Source organism: Promicromonospora umidemergens (genome assembly GCF_024171995.1).
GTDB classification, from domain to species: domain Bacteria; phylum Actinomycetota; class Actinomycetes; order Actinomycetales; family Cellulomonadaceae; genus Promicromonospora; species Promicromonospora umidemergens.
This window is the reverse complement of the sequence record NZ_JAMTCT010000009.1, coordinates 86,513-107,573: the sequence shown is the minus strand read 5'-3', so window position 1 is coordinate 107,573 and position 21,061 is coordinate 86,513. Positions and strand designations below refer to the sequence as shown.

Annotated in this window: 16 protein-coding genes; 5 read left to right on the top strand and 11 right to left on the bottom strand. The window is 72.5% G+C overall.

Annotation, left to right across the window (positions count from 1 at the left end; translation table 11 throughout):
* Positions 1-19: 19 nt before the first annotated feature.
* A complete protein-coding gene (locus APR04_RS15785) occupies positions 20-1,618 on the bottom strand; it encodes a UDP-N-acetylmuramoyl-L-alanyl-D-glutamate--2,6-diaminopimelate ligase (RefSeq protein ID WP_253871797.1) in 1,599 nt (532 codons plus the stop codon).
* A 120-nt stretch (positions 1,619-1,738) separates the two neighbouring features.
* Between APR04_RS15785 and APR04_RS15780 the strand changes: the two genes are divergently transcribed.
* The gene (locus APR04_RS15780; RefSeq protein WP_253871795.1) at positions 1,739-2,209 is read left to right on the top strand and encodes a hypothetical protein; all 471 of its coding nucleotides are present in this window, start codon (positions 1,739-1,741) and stop codon (positions 2,207-2,209) included.
* 341 nt (positions 2,210-2,550) lie between these two features.
* On the opposite strand, the gene APR04_RS15775 is transcribed toward APR04_RS15780, so the two are convergent.
* The 6 genes from APR04_RS15775 to APR04_RS15750 are packed head-to-tail and all read right to left on the bottom strand — an operon-like array spanning position 2,551 to position 10,906.
* Entirely contained in the window at positions 2,551-3,633 is a 1,083-nt protein-coding gene (locus APR04_RS15775) for an ABC transporter ATP-binding protein (RefSeq protein ID WP_253871793.1), read from the bottom strand.
* On the bottom strand, positions 3,630-4,547 hold the full coding sequence (locus APR04_RS15770; RefSeq protein WP_253871791.1) for an ABC transporter permease: 918 nt from the start codon (positions 4,545-4,547) through the stop codon (positions 3,630-3,632). Before APR04_RS15770 ends, APR04_RS15775 begins: the two co-directional genes overlap by 4 nt.
* On the bottom strand, positions 4,544-5,527 hold the full coding sequence (locus APR04_RS15765; protein ID WP_253871789.1) for an ABC transporter permease: 984 nt from the start codon (positions 5,525-5,527) through the stop codon (positions 4,544-4,546). The genes APR04_RS15770 and APR04_RS15765 overlap by 4 nt, the downstream gene beginning before the upstream one ends.
* Positions 5,524-6,597, bottom strand: coding sequence for an ABC transporter ATP-binding protein (locus APR04_RS15760; protein WP_253871787.1), 1,074 nt, complete (start codon positions 6,595-6,597; stop codon positions 5,524-5,526). The genes APR04_RS15765 and APR04_RS15760 overlap by 4 nt, the downstream gene beginning before the upstream one ends.
* A complete protein-coding gene (locus APR04_RS15755) occupies positions 6,597-8,267 on the bottom strand; it encodes an ABC transporter substrate-binding protein (RefSeq protein WP_253871786.1) in 1,671 nt (556 codons plus the stop codon). Before APR04_RS15755 ends, APR04_RS15760 begins: the two co-directional genes overlap by 1 nt.
* A gap of 50 nt (positions 8,268-8,317) precedes the next feature.
* A complete protein-coding gene (locus tag APR04_RS15750) occupies positions 8,318-10,906 on the bottom strand; it encodes a beta-d-glucosidase (RefSeq protein ID WP_253871783.1) in 2,589 nt (862 codons plus the stop codon).
* Positions 10,907-10,996: 90 nt separating this feature from the next.
* On the opposite strand from APR04_RS15750, the gene APR04_RS15745 reads away from it, so the two are divergent.
* Positions 10,997-11,644: a TetR/AcrR family transcriptional regulator gene (locus APR04_RS15745; protein WP_253871781.1), complete on the top strand. Its 648-nt coding sequence runs from the start codon at positions 10,997-10,999 to the stop codon at positions 11,642-11,644.
* 12 nt (positions 11,645-11,656) lie between these two features.
* Here APR04_RS15745 and APR04_RS15740 read toward each other — a convergent pair whose 3' ends face one another.
* From APR04_RS15740 to mraZ, 4 genes are all read right to left on the bottom strand, one after another.
* Positions 11,657-13,744: a peptidoglycan D,D-transpeptidase FtsI family protein gene (locus APR04_RS15740; protein ID WP_253871779.1), complete on the bottom strand. Its 2,088-nt coding sequence runs from the start codon at positions 13,742-13,744 to the stop codon at positions 11,657-11,659.
* The gene (ftsL, locus tag APR04_RS15735; RefSeq protein WP_253871778.1) at positions 13,741-14,169 is read right to left on the bottom strand and encodes a cell division protein FtsL; all 429 of its coding nucleotides are present in this window, start codon (positions 14,167-14,169) and stop codon (positions 13,741-13,743) included. The genes APR04_RS15740 and ftsL overlap by 4 nt, the downstream gene beginning before the upstream one ends.
* Entirely contained in the window at positions 14,166-15,209 is a 1,044-nt protein-coding gene (gene rsmH, locus APR04_RS15730; RefSeq protein WP_253871777.1) for a 16S rRNA (cytosine(1402)-N(4))-methyltransferase RsmH, read from the bottom strand. The genes ftsL and rsmH overlap by 4 nt, the downstream gene beginning before the upstream one ends.
* Positions 15,210-15,383: 174 nt before the next feature.
* Entirely contained in the window at positions 15,384-15,854 is a 471-nt protein-coding gene (gene mraZ, locus APR04_RS15725; RefSeq protein WP_253871776.1) for a division/cell wall cluster transcriptional repressor MraZ, read from the bottom strand.
* Positions 15,855-16,256: 402 nt separating this feature from the next.
* Between mraZ and APR04_RS15720 the strand changes: the two genes are divergently transcribed.
* From APR04_RS15720 to APR04_RS15710, 3 genes are read left to right on the top strand one after another with little or no spacing between them, the layout of a single operon-like run.
* The gene (locus tag APR04_RS15720; RefSeq protein ID WP_372496116.1) at positions 16,257-17,306 is read left to right on the top strand and encodes an AAA family ATPase; all 1,050 of its coding nucleotides are present in this window, start codon (positions 16,257-16,259) and stop codon (positions 17,304-17,306) included.
* Between the two features lie 20 nt (positions 17,307-17,326).
* Entirely contained in the window at positions 17,327-18,640 is a 1,314-nt protein-coding gene (locus APR04_RS15715) for a DUF58 domain-containing protein (RefSeq protein WP_253871774.1), read from the top strand.
* Positions 18,637-20,931 carry a transglutaminase TgpA family protein gene (locus tag APR04_RS15710; protein WP_253871772.1) on the top strand — a complete coding sequence of 765 codons (2,295 nt, stop codon included), beginning with the start codon at positions 18,637-18,639 and terminating at the stop codon, positions 20,929-20,931. Before APR04_RS15715 ends, APR04_RS15710 begins: the two co-directional genes overlap by 4 nt.
* Positions 20,932-21,061: the final 130 nt, after the last annotated feature.

Below are 21,061 nucleotides of genomic sequence, written 5' to 3'. Positions count from 1 at the left end.
CTACGTACCGCTGCTGGGGCTACACGTCGTGCTGAGGTCGCACCGTCCGGGCCGCCAGCGCGGCGCGCGCCTCGACGCGGTCATCGAGCAGATGATCCACGCCCGCGATCTCCTGGACGGTCTCGTGCCCACGGCCCGCGACCAGCACGGTGTCCTCCGGATCAGCTGCGGCGATCGCCGCGCGGATGGCCTCGGCGCGCGGGGCGACCTCGTGGACCTCGACGGTACGCGAACCACCGCCGTCCACGGCCTCGACGGTCCGCTCGGGCGCGGCGCCAGGGCCTGTGCCAGCGAGCACCTCGGCGCGCACCTTCGCCGGGTCCTCGTCGTGGGGGTCGTCGTCGGTCACGTAGACCACGTCCGCGCCGCGGACGGCGGCGGCACCCATGAACGGCCGCTTGCCGGGGTCGCGGTCGCCCGTGGCGCCGAACACCACGGCCAGCCGGCCGGACGTCGTCGGGCGCAGGGCCGCGAGGCTGAGCTGCAGCGCCTCCGTGTTGTGCGCGAAGTCCACCACCACGCGCGGCGCGGTGGCGAGCACCTCCATGCGCCCGGGGACGGTGGCGCTCAGGCCCTGGCCGGTGGCCAGCGCCTCGGTCACGTCGCGGATGTCCGAGCCGCCCTCCAGCACCATCGTCACCGCGAGCGCCGCGTTGGCCACGTTGTAGCCGCCGGGCAGCGAGGTGGAGGTGCGCAGGGTGCGCCCGTCGCGGTGGGTGAGGGTGAAGGCCGACCCGGTGCCCGACGGCGCGACGTCGGTCACGGTCCAGTCGGCGGCCTTGCCGGGGAGCGTGGTGAGTGTCGCGACCGGGATCTGCGCGGCCTCGGCCATGCGCTCGCCCCACATGTCGTCGACGGTGACGACGCCCCGGCGGGCGCGGGCGGGCGTGAACAGGTCGGCCTTGGTGGCGAAGTACGACTCGAAGTCGCCGTGGAAGTCGAGGTGGTCCTGGGTCAGGTTGGTGAACCCGGCCACGCCGAACACGACGCCGTCGACGCGGTGCTGCGCGAGCGCGTGGGAGGAGACCTCCATGGCGAGCGTGCGCACGTGGTCCTCGCGCATCGCGGCGAGCAGGGCCTGCAGGTCCGCGGCCTCTGGCGTGGTCAGGACGCTCGGGATGACGCGGTCGCCGGAGCGGGTCTCGACGGTGCCGATCAGGCCGCCCTTCCAGCCGAGCGCCCGGAGCAGGTGGTCGAGCTGGTAGGTCGTGGTGGTCTTGCCGTTGGTGCCCGTGACGCCGAAGGTCATCAGGTCGGCAGCGGGGTTGCCGAGCACCCAGGCGGCGACCTGGCCGAGGAAGGCGCGGGGATCCTCGTCGGCGACGAGCACGGGGACGCCCGCTCCCTCGATCAGCTCGGCCCCGCGCGCGTCCGTGAGGATGGCGGCCGCACCGCGCCCGACGGCGTCGGCGGCGAACTGCGCGCCGTGCGCGCGGGCACCGGGGACTGCCACGAAGAGGTCTCCCGGCCTGACGACCCGGTTGTCCGATGCCACGCAGGTGACCGCGGCATGGGCGGGATGACCTGGGGCGATGGTGAGGCCGAACGCGGCGGCGAGGTCGGAGACCTGGCGCGCGGTAGTGGCCGCCGGGCGGATCCGGTCGAACGGGGATGTCACGGAGTAGAACCTACCGCGTCCGAGGGGAGGGGCCTGTCGCGTCTGTGCGACTCGCGTGGCGGTTGTGGGGCGGTCCGGGTCTGTGGGCCACGTGATGGACTTCTGAACTACTATTGAAGTATGACCGCGCTGCATGACGACTCCGTCCCGTTCTCGGACCTCCTGCGCCATCCGACAGAAACGGCAGACCGTCTCCGGACGTCGCGCGCGGTCCGGCTCCGCCGGCGCGGCGCGGGTGATCTCGTACTCATGTCGGCAGACCGTGCTGACGCAGAACACGAAGTTATCGAGCTCGTGGCCCGGCTTCTCGTCACTATCGCCCAGTCCCAGCGAGCCAGCCTCGCCGACCTCCTCCCCGGAGCGCTACCGTGGATGCGGTTCCTCCCGCACGCCGATGCGGAGACGATGACCGCCGAGTTCATCGATGCCGCCGAGGCCGCGGCCGCTCTGGGCAACACTGCCGCGATCAACCGCCTCGTCGTCGAGTGGCGCCACACTGCCGAGGTGCACGCCGACCCCGACCTTCGACGGGCCCTTGCTGATCCGGAACTGGGTGACTTCGGCCCCGTCGACCGCCCCACCGAAGGATGAGCGCGAAGCGAGGCGACCGGGCAGCTCCTCCACCACACCTGGGCGGGTACACGATCAGGTTCGCCACGAACGACGCCGCCAAGGGCTGGGAAGATCTCTGCCGCCAGGCACCGTCCAACGTACGCACGGCCTTTGACGCGATCGAGTCCACACCGCGCCCCAACCCGCCCACAAGCCGACAGCGTCTGCTGGATCAAGTTCGCGAGCACGAGCCATCCGAAGCTGACGGACTGACCGCACGTTCGGGACCCGCGCTCGGGACCGGGGGCTCCCACGCCTGACCTCTCCGGCAGAGGGCGGCCGACCGGATTCCGCCCGGCCGGCCGCTCTCTGCCCCCGCACTACCGCGCCAGGAGCTCCGGCAGCTCTCCGTCCACGAGCCCTGAGGTGTGCAGGTGGCAGGCCACCAGCCGCCCCTCCTCGGCCTGCGCCGTCCGCCCCAGCACGGGCAGCTCGACCCGGCACACGTCCATGGCGTGCGGGCACCGCGGCGCGAAGGGGCACCCCGGGGGCCGCTTCGACAGGTCGGGCGGCGCACCGGGGATGCCGGTCAGCTCCCTCCGCGGCCCGTGCAGCGGCGGGAACGACCCGAGCAGCCCCGCCGAGTACGGATGCCGCGGCTTCGCGTACACGTCCCGGGCCACCGCCGTCTCCACGATCTCGCCCGCGTACATGACTGCGATGCGGTCGGCGACCTCGACCAGCAGGGACACGTCGTGCGTGATGAGCACCACGGAGAAGCCCAGCCGCTCGCGCAGCTCCATCACCTGCTCGAGGATCTGGCGCTGCATCACGACGTCGAGCGCCGTGGTGGGCTCGTCCATGATGAGCACCTGTGGCTCCAGGGCGAGCGCCATCGCGATCATGACGCGCTGCCGCATGCCGCCGGAGAGCTGGTGCGGGTAGGACCGCAGCCGGTCGGCAGAGATGCCGACGAGCCGCAGCAGCTCGGCCGCCCGCTCCCTGGCCTCCGCCCGGCGCGTGCGCGGCCGGTGCGCCAGGATGCCGTCGATGAGCTGCCGCTCGATCCGGTACACCGGGTTGAGCGAGCTCATCGCACCCTGGAACACGATGGCGATGTCGCGCCAGCGGGCGGCCCGCAGCTCGGCGTCGGACAGGGCGAGCAGGTCTGCCCGCTTGCCGTCCCGGCCGGTGAGCCACACCTCGCCGCCCGTGATGAGACCGGGCGGCGGCAGCAGCCGCGTCGCCGCGTAGGCGAGCGTCGACTTGCCGCACCCCGACTCCCCCGCCAGCCCCAGCACCTCGCCGCGGTTCAGGGTGAGCGAGACCTCCCGGAGCACGTGCGTCGGGTCGTCGCCGAACCCGTAGTCGACGCTGAGGTTCCGGATCTCCAGCACGGGGTCCGACGGCGTCGCCGCCGGTGTGGGTGTGCTGGTCTGCGTGCTCGTGTCCGTCGGGCTCATGTCCGTGCCTCCCGCACCACCGGGGTGAACCCCACGCGCGGCCGGATACCCCGGCGACGCAGCGAGCGCGCATGCTGGCCGGTGGACCGCAGGCGGGGGTTGACGATCTCGTCGATACCGAAGTTGACCAGCGTCAGGGCCATGCCCAGCAGGGCGATGCACGCACCCGCCGGCACGAACCACCACCACGCGCCACGCTGCAGCGCGAGGTTGTTCTGCGCCCAGAACAGGATGGTGCCCCAGTTCCAGTCGCTGACCGGTGTTATGCCGATGAACGACAGCGTGACCTGGGACAGCACGGCGAACAGCACCGTGCCGACGAATCCGGAGGCGATCACCGCCGTCAGGTTGGGCAGCACCTCCGCGAGGATGAGGCGCCACGTGCGCTCCCCGTTGGCCCGGGCCGCCTCCACGAAGTCCCGCTTGCGCAGCGACAGCGTCTGGGCGCGCAGCACGCGCGCACCCCAGGCCCAGCCGGTGGCACCGATGACCAGGGCGACGGTGAGCCCGCCGGCGGACGGCAGCTGCGCGGCGATCAGGATGATCAGCGGCAGCTGCGGGATCACGAGGAACATGTTCGACAGCGCGGACAGCGACTCGTCGCCGATACCGCCGACGAAACCGGCGGTCACGCCGACGAGCACCCCCACGACGGTGGCGCTCACCCCGGCGACCAGCCCGACCACCAGCACGCCGCGCGCGCCGACGACGATCTGCGACAGGATGTCGCGGCCGGTGTGGTCGGTGCCCAGCCAGTGCGCCATGGACGGCGGGCTGAGCAGCGAGTCGCTCACCTGGTTCGGGTCGTACGGCGCGATCCACGGGCCCAGCAGGGCGAGCAGCGTGAAGAACGCGAGGATGACCAGGCCGGTGATCACCTTGCCGTTGCGCAGGAACATCAGCCGGTTGTTCATCGGTCCTCCGTCCGGGTGCGGGGGTCGAGCAGGGCGTAGGCGAGGTCGGCCACCATGTTCGCCACGAGGACGGCCAGCGTGATGACCAGGAAGCAGCCCTGCATCAGCGGGTAGTCGTGGGTGGAGACCGCCTGGTAGAGCGTGTAGCCGATGCCCTGGTAGGAGAAGACCATCTCCATGATCAGCGTGCCACCGACCACGAAGCCCAGGGACAGGGCGAAGCTGGAGACCTGCGGCAGCACCGCGTTGCGAGCCGCGTAGCCGAGCATGACCTGGCGCTCCGGGAGGCCCTTGGCATGCGCGACGGTGACGTAGTCCTCCGAGGAGACGGTCACCATCATGTTGCGCATCCCGAGCACCCAGCCCGCCACGGACGACACCACAACGGTGAGAGCGGGCAGGAAGCCGTAGTAGATCACCGAGCCGATGAACTCGCCGGTGAACGCGGGTACCAGACCACGGTCGTAGCTGCCGCTGGACGGGAACCAGCCAAGGTTCACCGAGAGCACGGCGATCGTGATCAGACCCAGCCAGAAGTACGGCACGGCCTGGAAGAACGTCGCGACCGGCAGCAGAGAGTCGGCCCAGGTCCCGCGCCGCCAGCCGAGGATCGAGCCGGCCAGCGTGCCGATCACGAACGCGATGACCGTCGCGACGCCGACCAGGCCCACCGTCCAGGGCAGCGACTGGTTCACGATGTCGGCCACGGGCGTGGGGAAGTGCGTGAACGACAGGCCCAGGTCGCCCCGCAGGAGCATGCGCCAGTACTCGACGTACTGCTCCCACAGGCCCAGGTCCTGGTCCAGGCCGAACAGGACGCGCAGCGACTGCTCGGCCCCGGAGTCGATGCGACCCTGCATGCGGCCCAAGAGGGCCGTCACGGGGTCGCCCGGCAGCATCCGGGGGATGAAGAAGTTGATGGTGATCGCCGCCCACGCCGTCAGCGCGTAGAACACGACCCTGCGCAGCAGGAACCTCATGCGGCGACCTCCCCGACGTCGGGCCGGTCGTCCCGGTCGCTGTAGCCCCAGCAGGCCGCCGACCGCCCCGGCGCGACCTCGATCAGCGCCGGCGTCTCGCTCCGGCACAGGTCTCTCGCGTACGGGCAGCGCGGCGCGAAGCGGCAGCCGGGCGGCGGGTCCACGAGACTCGGCGGCTCGCCGCCGGTCCCCTGGTCCCGCACGGCCGCCGCGCCGGCGCCCGCCAGGTCGTCGGGGTCGGGGGCGGACGCCACGAGCAGCCGCGTGTACGGGTGCAGCGGCTCCTGGGTGACCGACTCGCTGTCCCCGTTCTCCATCACCTGCCCCGCGTACAGCACGGTGGTCCGGTCGGCGAAGTAGCGCGCGGAGGCGATGTCGTGGGTGATGTACAGGATGGCGATCCCGAGCCGGTCGCGCAGGTCCGCCAGGAGGTTGAGGATGCCCAGGCGGATCGAGACGTCCAGCATCGAGACGGGCTCGTCCGCGAGCAGCACCTCCGGCTCGGCGGCGAGCGCCCGCGCGATGGCGATGCGCTGCCGCTGCCCGCCGGACAGCTCGTGCGGGTAGGAGTCGACGTAGCGCGCGGCGGGCGTGAGATGCACCCGTTCCAGCAGCTCGGTCAGCGCCGCCTCCAGCTCCGCGCCGCGCAGCTTGCCCCCTTCTGTCTGACGACGGTGCAGCCGCAGCGCCCGGGTCAGCGTGTAGCGCACGGGGTGCACCGGGTTCAGGGAGGCGAACGGGTCCTGGAAGATCATCTGCACGCGTCGCACGTACGCGCGGAACGCCCGCCGGCCGCGCACCCGCGCGTCGGTGCCGTCCAGCAGCACCTGCCCGCCCGTGAACGGGATCAGCTGGGCCAGCAGGCGGGCGACGGTGGACTTGCCGGAACCCGACTCCCCCACCACGGCCAGTACCTGGCCGCGGTGGAGCTCGAGGTCCACGCCGTCCACCGCGTGGATCGCCCGGGCGGGCGGACGCCCGTTGACGCGGCGTCCGCCCGCCCGGAAGTGCCCTGCTCGAAAATGTTTGGTGAGGCCGTGCGCGGCCAGCACCGGTGTGCTCTGACTCATCAGCCGTCCGCAGGCTCGAGGTTCATCAGGATCTGGGCGGCCTGCACCCCGGTGGGCTGGGGCTGGTTGTACGGGTCCTCCTCGGAGGGCCAGCCCACGTAGTTCTGCGTCGAGTACTGCGCGGTGGCCGGGCGGGTCCAGATGGCGATGCCCGGCACCTCCTCGACGAACACGTCCTGGATGGTGGCGAGCGCCTCGGTGCGCGTCGCGTCGTCGGAGGCGGCGGCGTAGTCGGCGAGCGCCGCGGTGGCGTCGTCGTTCCGGAAGCGGCCGAAGTTCCAGGTGGCCGGCTCGCCCAGCTTCGCGTAGTGCGCGCCGTCCATGATGTCCGAGTACAGGTCCCAGGGGGTGGCGCCGCCGTCGGTCCAGTGCAGGGTGGCCTGGAAGTCGCCGCCGGGGATGATGTCGGCGAACCAGCCGTCCTGGTTGACGGGGTTGACCGTGGCGGTGGCGCCGAGCTCGGCGGCCGAGTTCTTGATGAGGTCGAGCGCCGTCAGGTAGTCGTTCCAGCCGGCGGGGTTCACCAGCTCGAACGTGACCTCCTCACCGTCGGGGTCGACGAGCTTCTCGTCCTCCCACGTGTACCCGGCGTCCTCGAGCAGGGTGCGGGCGCCCTCGACGTCGACCGCGAACTCCTGGCCGGCGTACTCGGGCGACAGGAACTCCTCGCCGGCGGGCAGCGGCAGGCCGGTGACGCTGGTGAGCGCCGGGTTGACACCGGACGTCGCGACGTCGACGAGCTGCTGGCGGTCGATCACCATGTTGAGCGCCTGCCGGAACGCCTTGTCGTCGAACGGCTTGGTCTCGTTGTTCAGGTAGAGGACGTCGATGCCGAGGCCGCCGGCGGCGTACTGGTTGTAGTGCTCGGGGTCCTGGGCGATGTAGACGTTCTCGAAGTCGGCGATGAACGTCCAGCCCCACTGCGCCTCACCGGTGGTCAGCGCCGTGGTCAGGGCGTTGTTGTCGTTGTACGACGAGTAGCGGATCTCGGGGACGGCAGGCTCGCCGCCCCAGTAGTCGTCGCGGGCCACGACGGTGGCCGCCTGCGGGGTCCACGAGTCGAGCGTGTACGGGCCCGTGCCGACCGGGTCGGGGTTGGTGTCCGTGGTCGGGTCCTCGACGTCGGCCCAGACGTGCTCCGGCACCATGACCAGGTCGTAGAGCTTGGACTGGTTGACGAACTGCCCTGCGGTGAACGCCACGGTGACGGCGGCGCCGTCGGTCTCGACCGTGTCGTAGGGCAGGGCGCCGGTGTTGAGCGCCTCGAAGTCCTTGCGCAGCTGGATGGAGAACGCGACGTCGTCGGCGGTGAACTCCTCGCCGTCCGACCAGGTGACGCCCTCGCGGGGCGTGATGACCGCCTCCGTGTAGTCCTCGTTCCACTCGACGCTCTCGGCGAGCCAGGGGGACGGCTCCTCCGACGGCCGGGCCTGGTTACGCATCATGAGCGGCTCGTAGATCGTGAAGGCGTAGCCGAGCGAGAGCGCGGACGAGCCGGTGGCGAACGGGCTGTGGTTCTCGGTCTGGACGCCGTTCGGCATGCCGACGGTCAGGGTCTCCCCGCCGCCGGCCTGGGTGGCGCTTCCGCCTCCTCCGCCGCTGCAGGCCGTGGCCAGCAGGGCGATGGCTGCCGCGGCTGCGGCCGCGGCGACGTGCTTGTGGATCCTCACGGTGTGCCTCCTTGCACTCCTCCCGCGCGTGCGGGACGGATGGTGGGTGATCACTGGGTTCCGGCGCCGGGTTCTTCCCCTGGCCGGACTGTCAGCTCGTTGGTCAGGCGCAGGTCCGCGACGGACCTGCCGGTGCGCAGCCGGTAGGTGCCCGGCGGCGTGGTCCAGCCCTTGGCCTGCGGGTCCCAGACCTGCAGCGCCCGAGCCGGGACGGGTACGCGGACGGTGGCGCTGCCCATGGCGGGGACGTCCGCCGCCGCGAAGCCACCGAGCCACCGCACCGGGCGGCTCGGCCCGCCGTCGGGCGCCTCGACGTACACCTGGACGACCTCGCGGCCCGCGCGCCGGCCGGTGTTCCGGACGGTCACGTACACGGTCAGGGTCGCTGCGGCGTCGTGCGCCTCGCCCCAGGCGAGGACGGCGTCCTCGTACTCCCAGGTGGTCCAGCCCAGGCCGTGCCCGAACGGCGCGGCCGGGGCGGGCCCGGCGGGCTCCGCCGCCAGCCGGCGTTCCCAGGCCCGGTAGCCGATGTCGGTCCCCTCGGCGTAGTCGACGACCCCGTCCACGGGCCGCGCGTGCGGCACCGGGACGTCCTCGAACCGCGCGGGGAGCGTCCAGGGCAGTCGCCCGGACGGCTCGGTGGCGCCGGTCAGGACGTCGGCGAGCGCCGTGCCGGCCTCCTGGCCGGGCAGCCAGCCCCACAGCACCGTCGGCACATCGTCGAGCCAGGGCAGCAGCACCGGCGCGCCGGCATTGACGACGACGACGGTGCGCGGGTTGGCCGCCACGACGCGGCGTACGAGCTCGTCCTGGTTGCCCGGGAGGTCCAGGTCGGGGCGGTCGTAGCCCTCGGACTCGACCTCTGCGGTGGTGCCGACCAGCACCACCGCGACGTCGGCGGCCGCCGCGGCCGCGACCGCGGCGGCCAGCTCGTCCTCTGCCGACGGGCCCGGCAGCCGGTGCACGAGCGCCGCGCGGACGAAGTGCCCGTAGCCCACGGCGTGCACCACCTGGGCGGTCACGTCCAGCGCGGCCGTGCCGCTCGCCGTGGCGAGCGCAGCGATCGGGTGGTTGTGCCCGGAGGACAGCACGATGCCCTCGTCCACTCGGGTGCCGCCCGCGGCGACCTGGGCGCCGTCGATGCGGACCTGGTGCACGCCGACGGTGCCGACGCCCAGCTCGTGCTCGCCCGGCTCGTCGAGGCGGACCTCGGCGCGCAGCCGGACGGCATCGGCGTCGGGCCGCACGTCGTGGAGCCAGCCGGTCCACTCGTGGGCCGTGTGCTCCTCGAGCGTGCTGCCGTCGGCGGCGAGCAGCGTCACGTGCAGCCCTGGCTCGCCCGTCACCGAGTCGGTGCACCGGTCCACGTCGAGCTCCGGCGGGTTGTGCAGGGCGCGGGCGCCGGCCAGCAGGCTCACCTCAGAGCCGTGCGGCAGCGCGGCGCGCAGCTCCTCGGCGGGGTACGTGAGGCGGTCGGGGTGTACGAACGACGACCCGCCGCCCTGGAAGAAGGGCTCGACGGCCGATGGGCCGAGCAGCGCGACGCGCAGCGGGCGGGCCCGGTCGTGCACGAACGGCACGAGCCCGGCGTCGTCCTTGAGCACGACGACGGAGCGGGCGACCAGCTCGCGCAGGAACCGCTCGGCGGGCGGCTCGGTGGTGGTCACCGCGGCGAGGTCGATCGCGGCGTGGACGCCGGCCGCCGTCGCCCCGGCACCCCGGCCGGCACCGTCGTCGGGCAGCGCGAGCCGGCCCGTGCGGCGGGCGAGGCGCAGCAGGCGCAGCACCTTGTCGTCGAGCTCGGACTCCGCGACCTCGCCGGAGCGGACGGCGTCGAGCAGGCCGTCGCCCCACGCACCATCGGGCCCGGGCATCTGCAGGTCGAGACCACCGCGGACGGCCGGCACCACGGACTGGGTGGCCACCCAGTCGCTGACGAACAGGCCGTCGTAGCCCCACTCCTCCTTGAGCAGGTCGACCACCAGCGGCCGGTGCTCCAGGAGCCGGGCCGAGACGCCGCCGGTGTCGGCGCCGTTGTAGGCGCCCATCACGGACCACGGGACGACGTCGCGCACCAGGCGCTCGAAGGGTGCCAGGTAGGCCTCCCGCAGCGTCCGCTCGTCGAGGCGCGCGAGGTAGCGCGTGCGCTCGGTCTCGGAGTCGTTGGCGACGTAGTGCTTGACGCACATCCCGACGCCCTGCTCCTGCGCGGCGCCCACGAGCGCCACCGCGATCTCGGCCGTGAGGTGCGGGTCCTCGGAGTAGCACTCGAAGTGCCGCCCGCCCACCGGCGTTCGCTGGAGGTTGACCTGCGGAGCGAGCACGACGTCGACGCCGTGCCGCTTGGCCTCGGCCGCGAACAGCGCGCCGGACCGGCGGGCCAGGTCCAGGTCCCAGGTGGCGGCCAGCGCGGACGGCGCCGGGAACATCGCCGACGTCCCGCCGCCGGGCCCGCGGACGCCGACCGGGCCGTCGGACATCACCACCGGCTCCAGCCCGAGGCGCGGCACGGCCGTGGTCGCCCACATGGAGGCGCCCACGACGAGCGACACCTTCTCCTCGGCGGACAGTTCGTCGAGGAGGCGGAGCAGCTCGGGCTCCGTGGCGATGGCCTGGGTGGTAATTGCCTGCGATGACAACGTGATCTCCGTTCAGCGTCGGACGGCTGCCACGCATTCAACCACACTTACTAACTGGTTAGTAAGCCCGTTCACCCGTATCGTATGGGCATGTCCGAAGCGACCGAGCAGGCTGCCCCGAAGGCCAAGCGACCCACCCGCGCCCACCGGCGGGAGGAGATCCTCGCCGCGGCCACGCGGGTGTTCGGGTCCAAGGGCTACCACCAGGGCTCGCTGGTCGACGTCGCCGCACAGGTCGGCATCACCCACGCCGGGGTGCTGCACCACTTCGGCAGCAAGGACAAGCTGCTGTGGGAGGTGCTGGAGTACCGGGACCGCGTGGACGTGCAGCACCTGGAGGGCAAGCACATCCCCGGCGGCCTGGACCTGTTCCGGCACCTGGTCACCACGGCACGGCTGAACGCCGACCGGCGCGGCATCGTACAGGCGTACGCGGTGCTCACCGGGGAGTCCGTCACCGACGGCCACCCGGCCTCCAGCTGGGTGGCGCAGCGGTTCGCGGTGCTCCGCGGCGAGATCTCGCAGGCGGTGCGCGACCTGGCCACCGAGCGCGACGTGCGGCTGCCCGACGGCGAGGCCGAGCGCGCCGCCAACGCCGTCATCGCGGTCATGGACGGCCTTCAGCTGCAGTGGCTGCTCGACCCGGAAGCCGTCGACCTCGCCGAGGCCACCCGGTTCGCTATCGAGTCGGTCCTGACCGCCACGCTGGGCAGCCCCGTGCAGATCGCGAGCGCCTGATCGACGCAGGGCTCACCACTCGGTCCTGAGCTGCCGATCGTTGTTCTTGCTGGGCGGCACGTCCATCTTCTGCAGCGTGAACCCCATGATGTCGCTGAACACCGGAGCCGCGACGTCACCGCCGAAGATCGAGGTGCTCGGGCTCTTGAGGAACACGGAGACGGTGTACCGGGGATCGTCCGCCGGGGCGACCCCGATGAACGAGGCCATGTACGTCCAGCCGTCGCCGGCAGGCATCTGCGCGGTGCCGGTCTTGCCCGCCACCCGGTAGCCGGGCACGACGGCGTTGGTGCCGGTGCCACCGTCCTCGGTCACGGCCTCCATCATCTCGACGACGGTGTCGGCGGTCTCCTCCGAGACCACCCGCTCCCCCGGCTCGTGCTCGGCAGGTGTCACCGTGCCGTCCGGGCTCGTGGTGCCCTTGAACAGCGTCGGCGCCATCCGCACGCCGCCGTTCGCCACCGTCGAGAACACGCTGGTGGCCTGCATCGCGTTGACGGACAGGCCCTGCCCGAACAGCACCGCGTACTGCGTGCGGCCGTCCCAGTCGGCGACGTCGTCCGGTGGCATGAGGCCTACCGACTCGCCCGGCAGGCCGAGCCCGGTCGGCTCGCCGAAGCCGAACTCCTGCAGATAGTCCTGCCGCTCCGCCAGCGGGATCTTCTCGCCCACCATGACGGTCCCGGTGTTCGACGACTGGGCCAGGACACCGGTCAGGGTGAGCCGCTGCACCGGGTGGTCATGGGAGTCGTGGAACGTCTGGCCGTTGGGCGTCGTGTAGGTGTCGGGCACGGTGAACCGGCTGTCCGGGTTCCAGTAGCCACCCTCGAGGGCGGCGGCCATCGTGATCACCTTGCCCGTCGACCCGGGGTCGAACACGTCCTTCACCGCACGCGACCCGCCCGCGACCGCCGCAGTGGACCGGTCGTTCGGGTCCACCGCTCCGGAGTCCGCGAGCGCGACGATCTCGCCCGTGCGCGCATCCTGGACGATCGCTATGCCGTACTCCGAGCCGGACGTGCGCTGCGCCTCGTCGATGGCGTCCTGCGCCTTCCACTGGATGTCGTGCACCAGCGTGAGCGCGACGTCGTCGCCCGGCACGGCCGGGACCGACTCCTGCCCTGCCGCCGGGATGCGCAGGCCGTCGAGGCTGCGCTCGTACGTGTCCGAGCCAGCAGTACCGGACAGGATGTCGTCGTACGCCGCCTCGATCCCGCCCCGGCCGGTCTGCTCGTGGTCGACGAAGCCCACCAGCGAACCCCCCACCGTGCGCGACGGGTAGGTACGCCGCGAGGTGAGGTCGGTCCGGATGTACGCACGGATCTCGAGGTCGGAGATGGCGCGCTGCGCCTCGGGCACCACGTTCTTGGCGAGCACCTCGTAGCGCGAGTCGCCGACGAGCCGCGCCGCCAGCTCGTTCTTCGGCAGGTCGAGGATCGGCGCGAGCAGCTGGGCGATGCCCAGGGCGCCGTCCTCCACCCTCCTTCCGTCGACGTGCGGGCGTCCGGTGCCCCTGAAGTCCTTGATCGCCTTGGGATCCGCGACGACCGTGTAGCGGTCGACCGAGGTCGCGAGCGTCACGCCGTTCGCGTCGGTGATGTCGCCACGGTGCGCGGGGGTCACCGCGGTGGCCGTGCGCGCCGCCTCCGCCTTCGCGGCGAGGCTCGGCCCCTCGATGAGCTGCACGTGGACGAGCCGCACCAGGAACACGAGGACCACCACCACGGCGAGGCCGACCAGCCAGCGCTGCCGCACCTCCGGACGGCCCGGACGGGGCGGCAGCGGACGCGCCACCCGGGACCGCGCGGGCCGGGCCTTGGCGGGCGGCGTCCGCCCACCCCGGGGTGCCTGAAGACCCAGCCGGGCGCTGGTCGCACGTGGCTGGGTCTTCGTGGACGGCTGCCGCTCGGGCTGCGGCTTCTGCGACCTGGCTTGCCGGGGCTGAGGCTTTCCCGCCTGGACGCCGCCCTGCTTGCGCCGCGGAGCCGCTGCTTGCTTGCCCTGCCGGGCAGGCTGCGCGCGCGGCTGGCCAGCACGTGGTCCGGCAGCGCCCCCCGACGGGGTGCGCTGCCGGCCCGAGCCCGACGCCGGCCGGGTCATCGGTCTGTCCCCCTCACCACCTTGCCGGTACGGAGACTGACCATGGTCGGGTTCTCCGCCGGCACCATGCCGAGGCTGCGCGCCTTGTCCGGCAGGCTCGTCTCGGCGGCGCTCAGGTCCTCCTGGAGCCCCTGCACGTCCTGGGCGGTCTGTGCGACCTCGCCCTGCAGCTCAGACATCTCGTAGGACCCGCGGGCCAGCGTGGTGTTCAGCACCAGCACCGCGACGAGCGAGACGACCATCAGGGTGGCGCACAGCACGAGGAACGGCACGCGGCTCTTCGAGCGCAGCGGCGCGCGGACGACGTCAAGGCGGCTGCCGCGCTGTGCGGCGCCCCCGGAGACAGCGGTCAGCGGAGCCCGGCGGGTGCGGGGCAGCTCGGCCGGACGGGCAGCGCGGGCCGTCGCAGCAGTGGAAGCGCTCATCGGCGGTCCTCCTTCGCGGTGTGGTGCTTGGTGGTGCGGTCGATCAGGTGGTCGGGTGTGGGCCGCAGACGCCGTGCGGCACGCAGCCGGACCGACGCGGAGCGCGGGTTGCGCTCCAGCTCTTCGGCGTCGGCCTCCTCGGCGCCCCGGGTGAGCGGCTCGAGATACGGCTTGTGCGTCTCCGGCTCGACGGGCAGCCCGGCCGGCGCGGACGACGTCGTGCCCTGCGCGATGGCGCGCTTGACGATCCGGTCCTCCAGCGACTGGTACGACTCCACGACGATCCGGCCACCCACGGCGAGCGCCTCGATCGCGGCGGGTACGGCGCGCTCGAGAACCTCGAGCTCGCCGTTCACCTCGATCCGCAGCGCCTGGAACGTGCGCTTGGCCGGGTGGCCGCCCGTCTTGCGGGTGGCGGCGGGGATGCTGGCCCGCAGCAGGTCGACGAGCTCGCCGCTACGGTCCCACTCCCGCTCCGCCCGACGGCGGACGATGTTCTTCGCGATCCTGCTCGCGAAGCGCTCCTCGCCGTACTCCCGCAGGATCCGCGCGAGGGCACGCTCGTCGTACGTGTTGAGCACGTCGGCCGCGGTCAGGTCCTGGGTGGAGTCCATCCGCATGTCGAGCGGCGCGTCCTGCGCGTACGCGAAGCCCCGCTCGGCCTCGTCGAGCTGCAGCGACGACACGCCGAGGTCCATGAGCACGCCCTGCGCCGCTCCGCCGGCGTGCTCGTCGACGACGGAGACGATCTCGTCGTAGACGGCGTGCACCGGCGTGAAGCGGTCGCCGAACCGGGCCAGCCGCTCGCCCGCAAGGGCCAGCGCCTGCGGGTCCCGGTCGATGCCGATCACCCGGGCCGTCGGGATCTGCTCGAGGACGGCCTGGGTGTGGCCACCCATGCCGAGCGTGCAGTCCACCAGGACGGAGCCGGGCTCCGTGAGCGCCGGTGCGAGCAGGTCGACGCAGCGCTGGAGCAGCACCGGGAGGTGGCGGTCGGCAGCGTCGCTGCGGTTTCCGGGACGGCTGTCGGTCGCGTTCATCGGTGTCTCCTCTCGTGCCTCGTGCGTCGTACCCTGCCGTACTGCTGAAGCTGCCGGACCGGCCTGCAGGGCCGGCCGTCCGGTCAGGTCTCCCTCCGCACGGTTCCGGCGGCGGGGAAGTGCGCCGGATCCTGCGGGAGGAGGCCTGGCCGTACGGCCACCTGCCCCGCCTGCCTAGAAGCTCAGCCCGGGGAAGATCTCCTCGGCCTGATCGATGTAGTCGGGTTCGGTCTGTTCCTGATATGCGGACCAGGCCGGTGCGTCCCACACCTCCACGCGGGTACCGACCCCGATCACGACCACTTCGCGGTCCAGGCCGGCGTACTCGCGCAGGTGTGTCGGGATGGAGACCCGCCCCTGCTTGTCCGGTACTTCGTCGCTCGCTCCCGCCAGGAAGTTTCGCGTGTAGTCCCGCGCAGCCTTGCTCGTCACCGGCGCCTGCCGGATCTGGGTATAGATCTGCTGAAACTCATCCATCGGGAGAAGAAAGAGGCACCGCTCCTGCCCTTTGGTCATGACCAGACCACTGGACAGACGCCCCCGAAACTTGGCAGGAAGGATCAGTCGGCCCTTCTCGTCCAGCTTCGGGGTGTACGTACCGAGAAGCAGGCCCAGACCCGCGAAACCTTCTGCCATCGCAGTCATGGGCCAACACCTCCTCTCGCTCCCGCACACTCCACGCTACTCCACTTTCCACCACCACACTGGGAAAAACGATGGGGAGAACTACCCACCGGCCCTCAATGCGCAGGTCAAAGAGGTAAAGAGCAGGTGGAGGAAATTCATGTCCGGCGTGGTGTGGAATGTCGGACCAACCAGCGCTGAGCCGCGCTCTCGTCAGCATCCCCAGACCTGGCAGGGAGCCGATCCGGCAGGGCAAATCCAGTTCTGGCATCTGTGAAGACCGCGTGATGCAGACAACAGAGTGCTTTACATCTCTACTACGCTGGACCAGCCGGGCAGCGCCTACCGCCCCGGTCCCGACCCGGTGCGTCCACGCGCCAGCAAACCGGCCTGTCAGCTCGGCCCTCATGGAGGTCTCCCCCTGTGCACACGGAACCCGCTCCGCCCGGCCTCGCGGACAACCACTACAGCGGCGGGCCCGCCGCACAGGCAGCGCCCGGGCCGGGCGCGCTCGACGAGCTCGTAGAGACCATGGCCCGTGTCCGCGGAGCGGTCGAGTCGGTGGTGACGGGCCGGCCAGGACTGGCCGACATCACGCTCGCCGTCCTGCTCGCCGAGGGCCACCTCCTGGTCGAGGACGTACCGGGCGTCGGCAAGACGACGCTCGCCAAGGCGATCGCCCGGAGCATCGACTGCCACGTCGGGCGCATCCAGTTCACTCCCGACCTGCTGCCGAGCGACCTGACCGGCGTCAACATCTTCCGTACCAGCAGCCACGAGTTCGAGTTCCGCCCCGGTCCGGTGTTCAGCAACATCGTGATCGGCGACGAGATCAACCGCGCCTCCCCCAAGACGCAGTCCGCGCTCCTCGAGTGCATGGAGGAGGGCCAGACCACCGTCGACGGCACCACTCACCAGCTCCCCCGGCCGTTCCTCGTGGTCGCCACGCAGAACCCCGTGGAGATGGAGGGCACCTACCCGCTGCCCGAGGCGCAGCGTGACCGCTTCATGGCGCGCATCACGGTGGGCTACCCGGACGCCGACGCCGAGATCCTCATGCTCGACCGGCAGGAGACCAGCGCTCCGCTGGCGCACCTGCAGCCCGTCACCGACGGACGCTCGATGCTGCGGTTCTCCGGGGTCGTGCGGTCCCTGTACGCGTCGCCGTCGGTCAAGCGGTACGTGGTGGCCCTGGTCGGGGCGACCCGCGAGCACGCCGGGCTGCGGCTGGGCGCCTCACCTCGCGCGTCGCTCCAGCTCCTGCGGGCGGCCAAGGCCATAGCGGCCATGGCCGGCCGTGACCACGTGCTGCCCGACGACATCCAGCGGCTCGCGCGGCCCGTCCTGGCCCACCGGCTCATCCTGACCACCGAGGCCCGCCTGAGCGGCGTCACCCCCGAGACGCTCGTCGACGAGATCGTCCAGCGCACGCCCGTGCCCGCGCTCGAGCCGGCCGACCGGCGTCAGTTCTGAGCGGCCAGGGCGACAAGCACATGAGATGGCGTGACACGCTCGCACGGATCAGCAGGGTCCGGCTGACGCCGCGCGGTATCGGAGCGGCCTGCCTGGGTGGTGCGCTGATCCCCCTCGGGCTCGTGCTCACGCTGCCCGACCTCGTCGGGCTGGGCGCGGCAGCGCTGCTCGCCGTGACGGTGGCCTGGGTGGCGATCGGCACCCAGCGGCTCGAGTCCGGGCGCGGCGCGCTGCACGTGACCCGCGCGGTGACCCCGAATCCCGTGGTGCGCGACCGGACGGCGGACGTCAGCCTCCTCGTCGCCGCACACCAGGCCAGCGGTGCGGCGTACGAGCGGCTGTCCCGGCTGCGACTCTCCGAGCAGGCGGCACACGAGCTCGCGGGCCACCAGGGGATCCGCGCCCGCGTGTCGGCGCGGGCCGACCGGATCACCGTGCACTACTCGCTGACCCCCACGCGGCGCGGGCGCTGGTCGCTCGGCCCGCTGCTGACCACCCGGACCGACGTGTTCGGCCTCGTCCGCGCGACCCAGCCGCTCGGCAGCGCGACGCACGTGCCCGTGTGGCCGCGCACCGTCGAGCTCGCCGTGCGCACCCGGTCGGTGGGCGACGTCGACCACTCGGCCACCGGAGCGCGGCTGCAGTCGAGCGACGACTCCGTGCTGCGCGAGTACGTGGCGGGCGACGACCCGCGCCGCGTCCACTGGGCGAGCGCCGCTCGCCGGGGCCAGCTCATGGTCCGGGCGGACGAGAGCGCCGGGGTGCGCCCGGTGACCGTCCTGCTCGACCGCTCGCTGCTCCCGCACCGGCAGGAAGCCGGCAGCCCGCGTCGCCCCGCCGCCGTGGACGACGGCGAGTGGGCGGTCGAGCTGGCGGCCTCCATCGCCACGTCGTTCCTCGACGCCGGGCACCCCACCCGCCTGCTGACCACCGCCGTCGCGCCCCGCCTCGAGGGCCTGCGGTTCGCGACCACGCGAGCGAGCCGGGCAGCCCTGCTCGACGCGTGCGTGGACATCCGCGGGCACCGCGGCGCCGCGGAAGGGCACCACGCGACGAGCACCACCGCGCGTGCGCTCCGGCTCGCCCGGACGGCCGGCGAGATCGTCATAGCGGTGCTCGGCCCGCACGACCCCGACGCCCGCCACGCCCTCGCCGCCCTGGGCGTGGAGGGGACCTGCTGGGCACTCCTCGTCTCGCCACGGGGCCCCGGGTTCCAGCACGAGCTGGACGAGACCGCCGCAGAGCTCCGCGCGTCCGGCTGGCACGTCAGCACCTCGGAAGCCCGGACCGATCCAGAGCGCGCCTGGGCTCTGCTCGCGGAAGGTGCCCTGTGATCCCCGCCCACCGCGGACCGCTGGTCCGCACGGTCGCCTCCGGCGTCCTCGTCGCCATCGCCGTCATCGCGTCCATGCACGCGCTCACCCTCGTCATCGACCCCGGACCATGGCTCACCGCCGGCACGACCGGCGTCGTCCTCGTGTCCGCGACCAGCTGCCTGGTGCGGTACTTCCTGATCCGCGCGGCCGTCGACCGCGCGGCCGTCCGCCGGGCCGCCGGACAGGGCTTGAGCGCCGACCGGGCCGCCGACCGCGCGTCGGGCAGTGCGTCGTTCGTCGCGACGGCGGCCGGTGTGGTGGTCGCGTTCTGGTTCGTCCTGGCTCGCTACGGCGGACCCGGCCAGCGCTTCGAGCCGTTCGTCGGGCCGGACTCCTTCGACCAGGTCATCGAGCGGTTCCGCCAGGCCACCGAGACCATGAGCACGCAGGTCGCCCCGGTCGGCCCTGGGGAGGCCATCAGCATGGTCGCCGTCGGCGGCACCCTGCTGGTGCTGCTCGTGACGGACTCGCTCGCCGGCGCCCGGATGCCCGGCTTCGCCGGCGTGCCCCTGCTGCTCCTGTGGACCCCGCCCCTCACCCTGATCGGTGAGGTCCAGTGGCCGGTCTTCGTCATCAGCGTGACCATGATGCTCCTGCTGCTCACGGTCGACCCGGTGGGTGTGACACCCGGCCGGCACAGCGAGTCCGACTCCGCGGCGGTCCGCCGCGCACAGCGGTTCCGCTCCTGGATCACCGCGGCCACGGCCGCGGCGGTCGCGGCGGCGTCGCTCGGCGTCGCCACGGGCACGGCCGCGCTGCCCGCGCTGGCCGGGACGTGGAACCAGCTCATCTCCACGCCGTCCGACACGGTCGAGCTGTCCTCGGAGCTCGACATGCGCCAGCCGTTGAGCGCGCGCTCGTCCAGCACCGTGCTGACGTACACGACGGGCGAGGACGAGACCGTCGGCCCGCTGCGCGTCATGACCCTCACGGCGTTCGACGGCGTCCAGACCCGCCGCGCGGTGCCCGACGGCGGCCTGCCCGAATTCGACTCGTCCACGGTCCTCGCACCCGACGGCGAGAGCGCGGTCGGCGAGGGCCGACAGCTGGACATCGAGATCGGCCGGCTCACCGGCACCGAGCTCCCGCTGCCGCTCGAGCCCCGCTCGGTCGACGTCGGCGGCGACTGGGGCTACGACGCGATCCGTGACGAGGTCCGCGGCCCCGACGGCACCGAGCCCGGCTCCGAGTACAGCGTCACCGTCCTCGACCGCGAGCTCACGCCGGAACGGCTCCGCGCCGCGCCGACGTCCGGGGACCCCCGGTCGGCCGGCTACACAGAGGTGCCCGACACCGAGCACCGGGACCAGATCGCCGCCTACGCGCAGGAGGTCGCCGGAGACGCGCCCACCCGGTTCGACGCGGCCGTCGCGCTGCAGAACCACCTGCGCTCCGGCGAGGGCTTCGTGTACAACCCGGACGCCGACTACCGTGGCTCGACCGACACCGTCTGGGACTTCCTGCAGAACAAGGAGGGGTACTGCACGCAGTACGCCCTCTCGATGATGGTCATGGCACGCAGCCTCGACCTCCCGGCCCGGATCGGCATCGGCTGGCTGCCCGGCCGGCCCGACGGCCAGGGCGGCTACCGGGTCACCGGCCAGGACTCGCACGCCTGGCCCGAGATCTACTTCCCGACGGTCGGTTGGGTCCGGTTCGAGCCGACGCCCCAGGTCCAGACGGGCCCCCTGCCGTCATACGCGAACCCGGGTCTCGGCAACCTCCCGAACGCCTCACCCACGCCCACGCGGGCCGACGAGGTGCCCACGCAGCAGCCCACCCAGGCACCCGAGCAGTCGGACCCCGCCGCCTCGGCGGCAGGCTCGTCCGAGGACGGCGACGTGACCGACCGGACGCTGCCCGGGTGGGCCTGGGCGGTGGCGGTGATCATCGGGCTCGGCGTGCTCGGTGGGGCCGCATGGCTCCTGCTCCGGCGGCGCACGGAGGCGGAGGTGCTCGATCCGGAACGGGCCTGGTCCCGCGTCCTGGCCCTGCTCGCGGAGCAGGACGTGCGACTCGGCCCGTCGGTCACCCTGCGCAGGGCTCCCGCGTTCATCGCCGACGAGGTGCGCACCCGCACGGGCGCGCCCCTGCCCGACGACACGGCGGAGCGCCTCACCGCACTCGCCGGAGCCGCCGAGGAGGAGCGCTATGCCCGCCATGCGACTCCGCCGACGGCCGCCGAGCTCGAGGAGCTCACCGAGGCGATCAGCACCGAGCTGACGGAAGCGCTGGCCCGCAAGCCCTGACCAGACCGTCCCCTGACCAGCCTGTCGAGGGCGCGCGTGACACAAAGACAGGAGCCGGGCCCCGTGGGGCCCGGCTCCTGTTCGTGTGGCTGTGTCAGTCACGTCACGTTGTGCCTGTCACGCACACGGA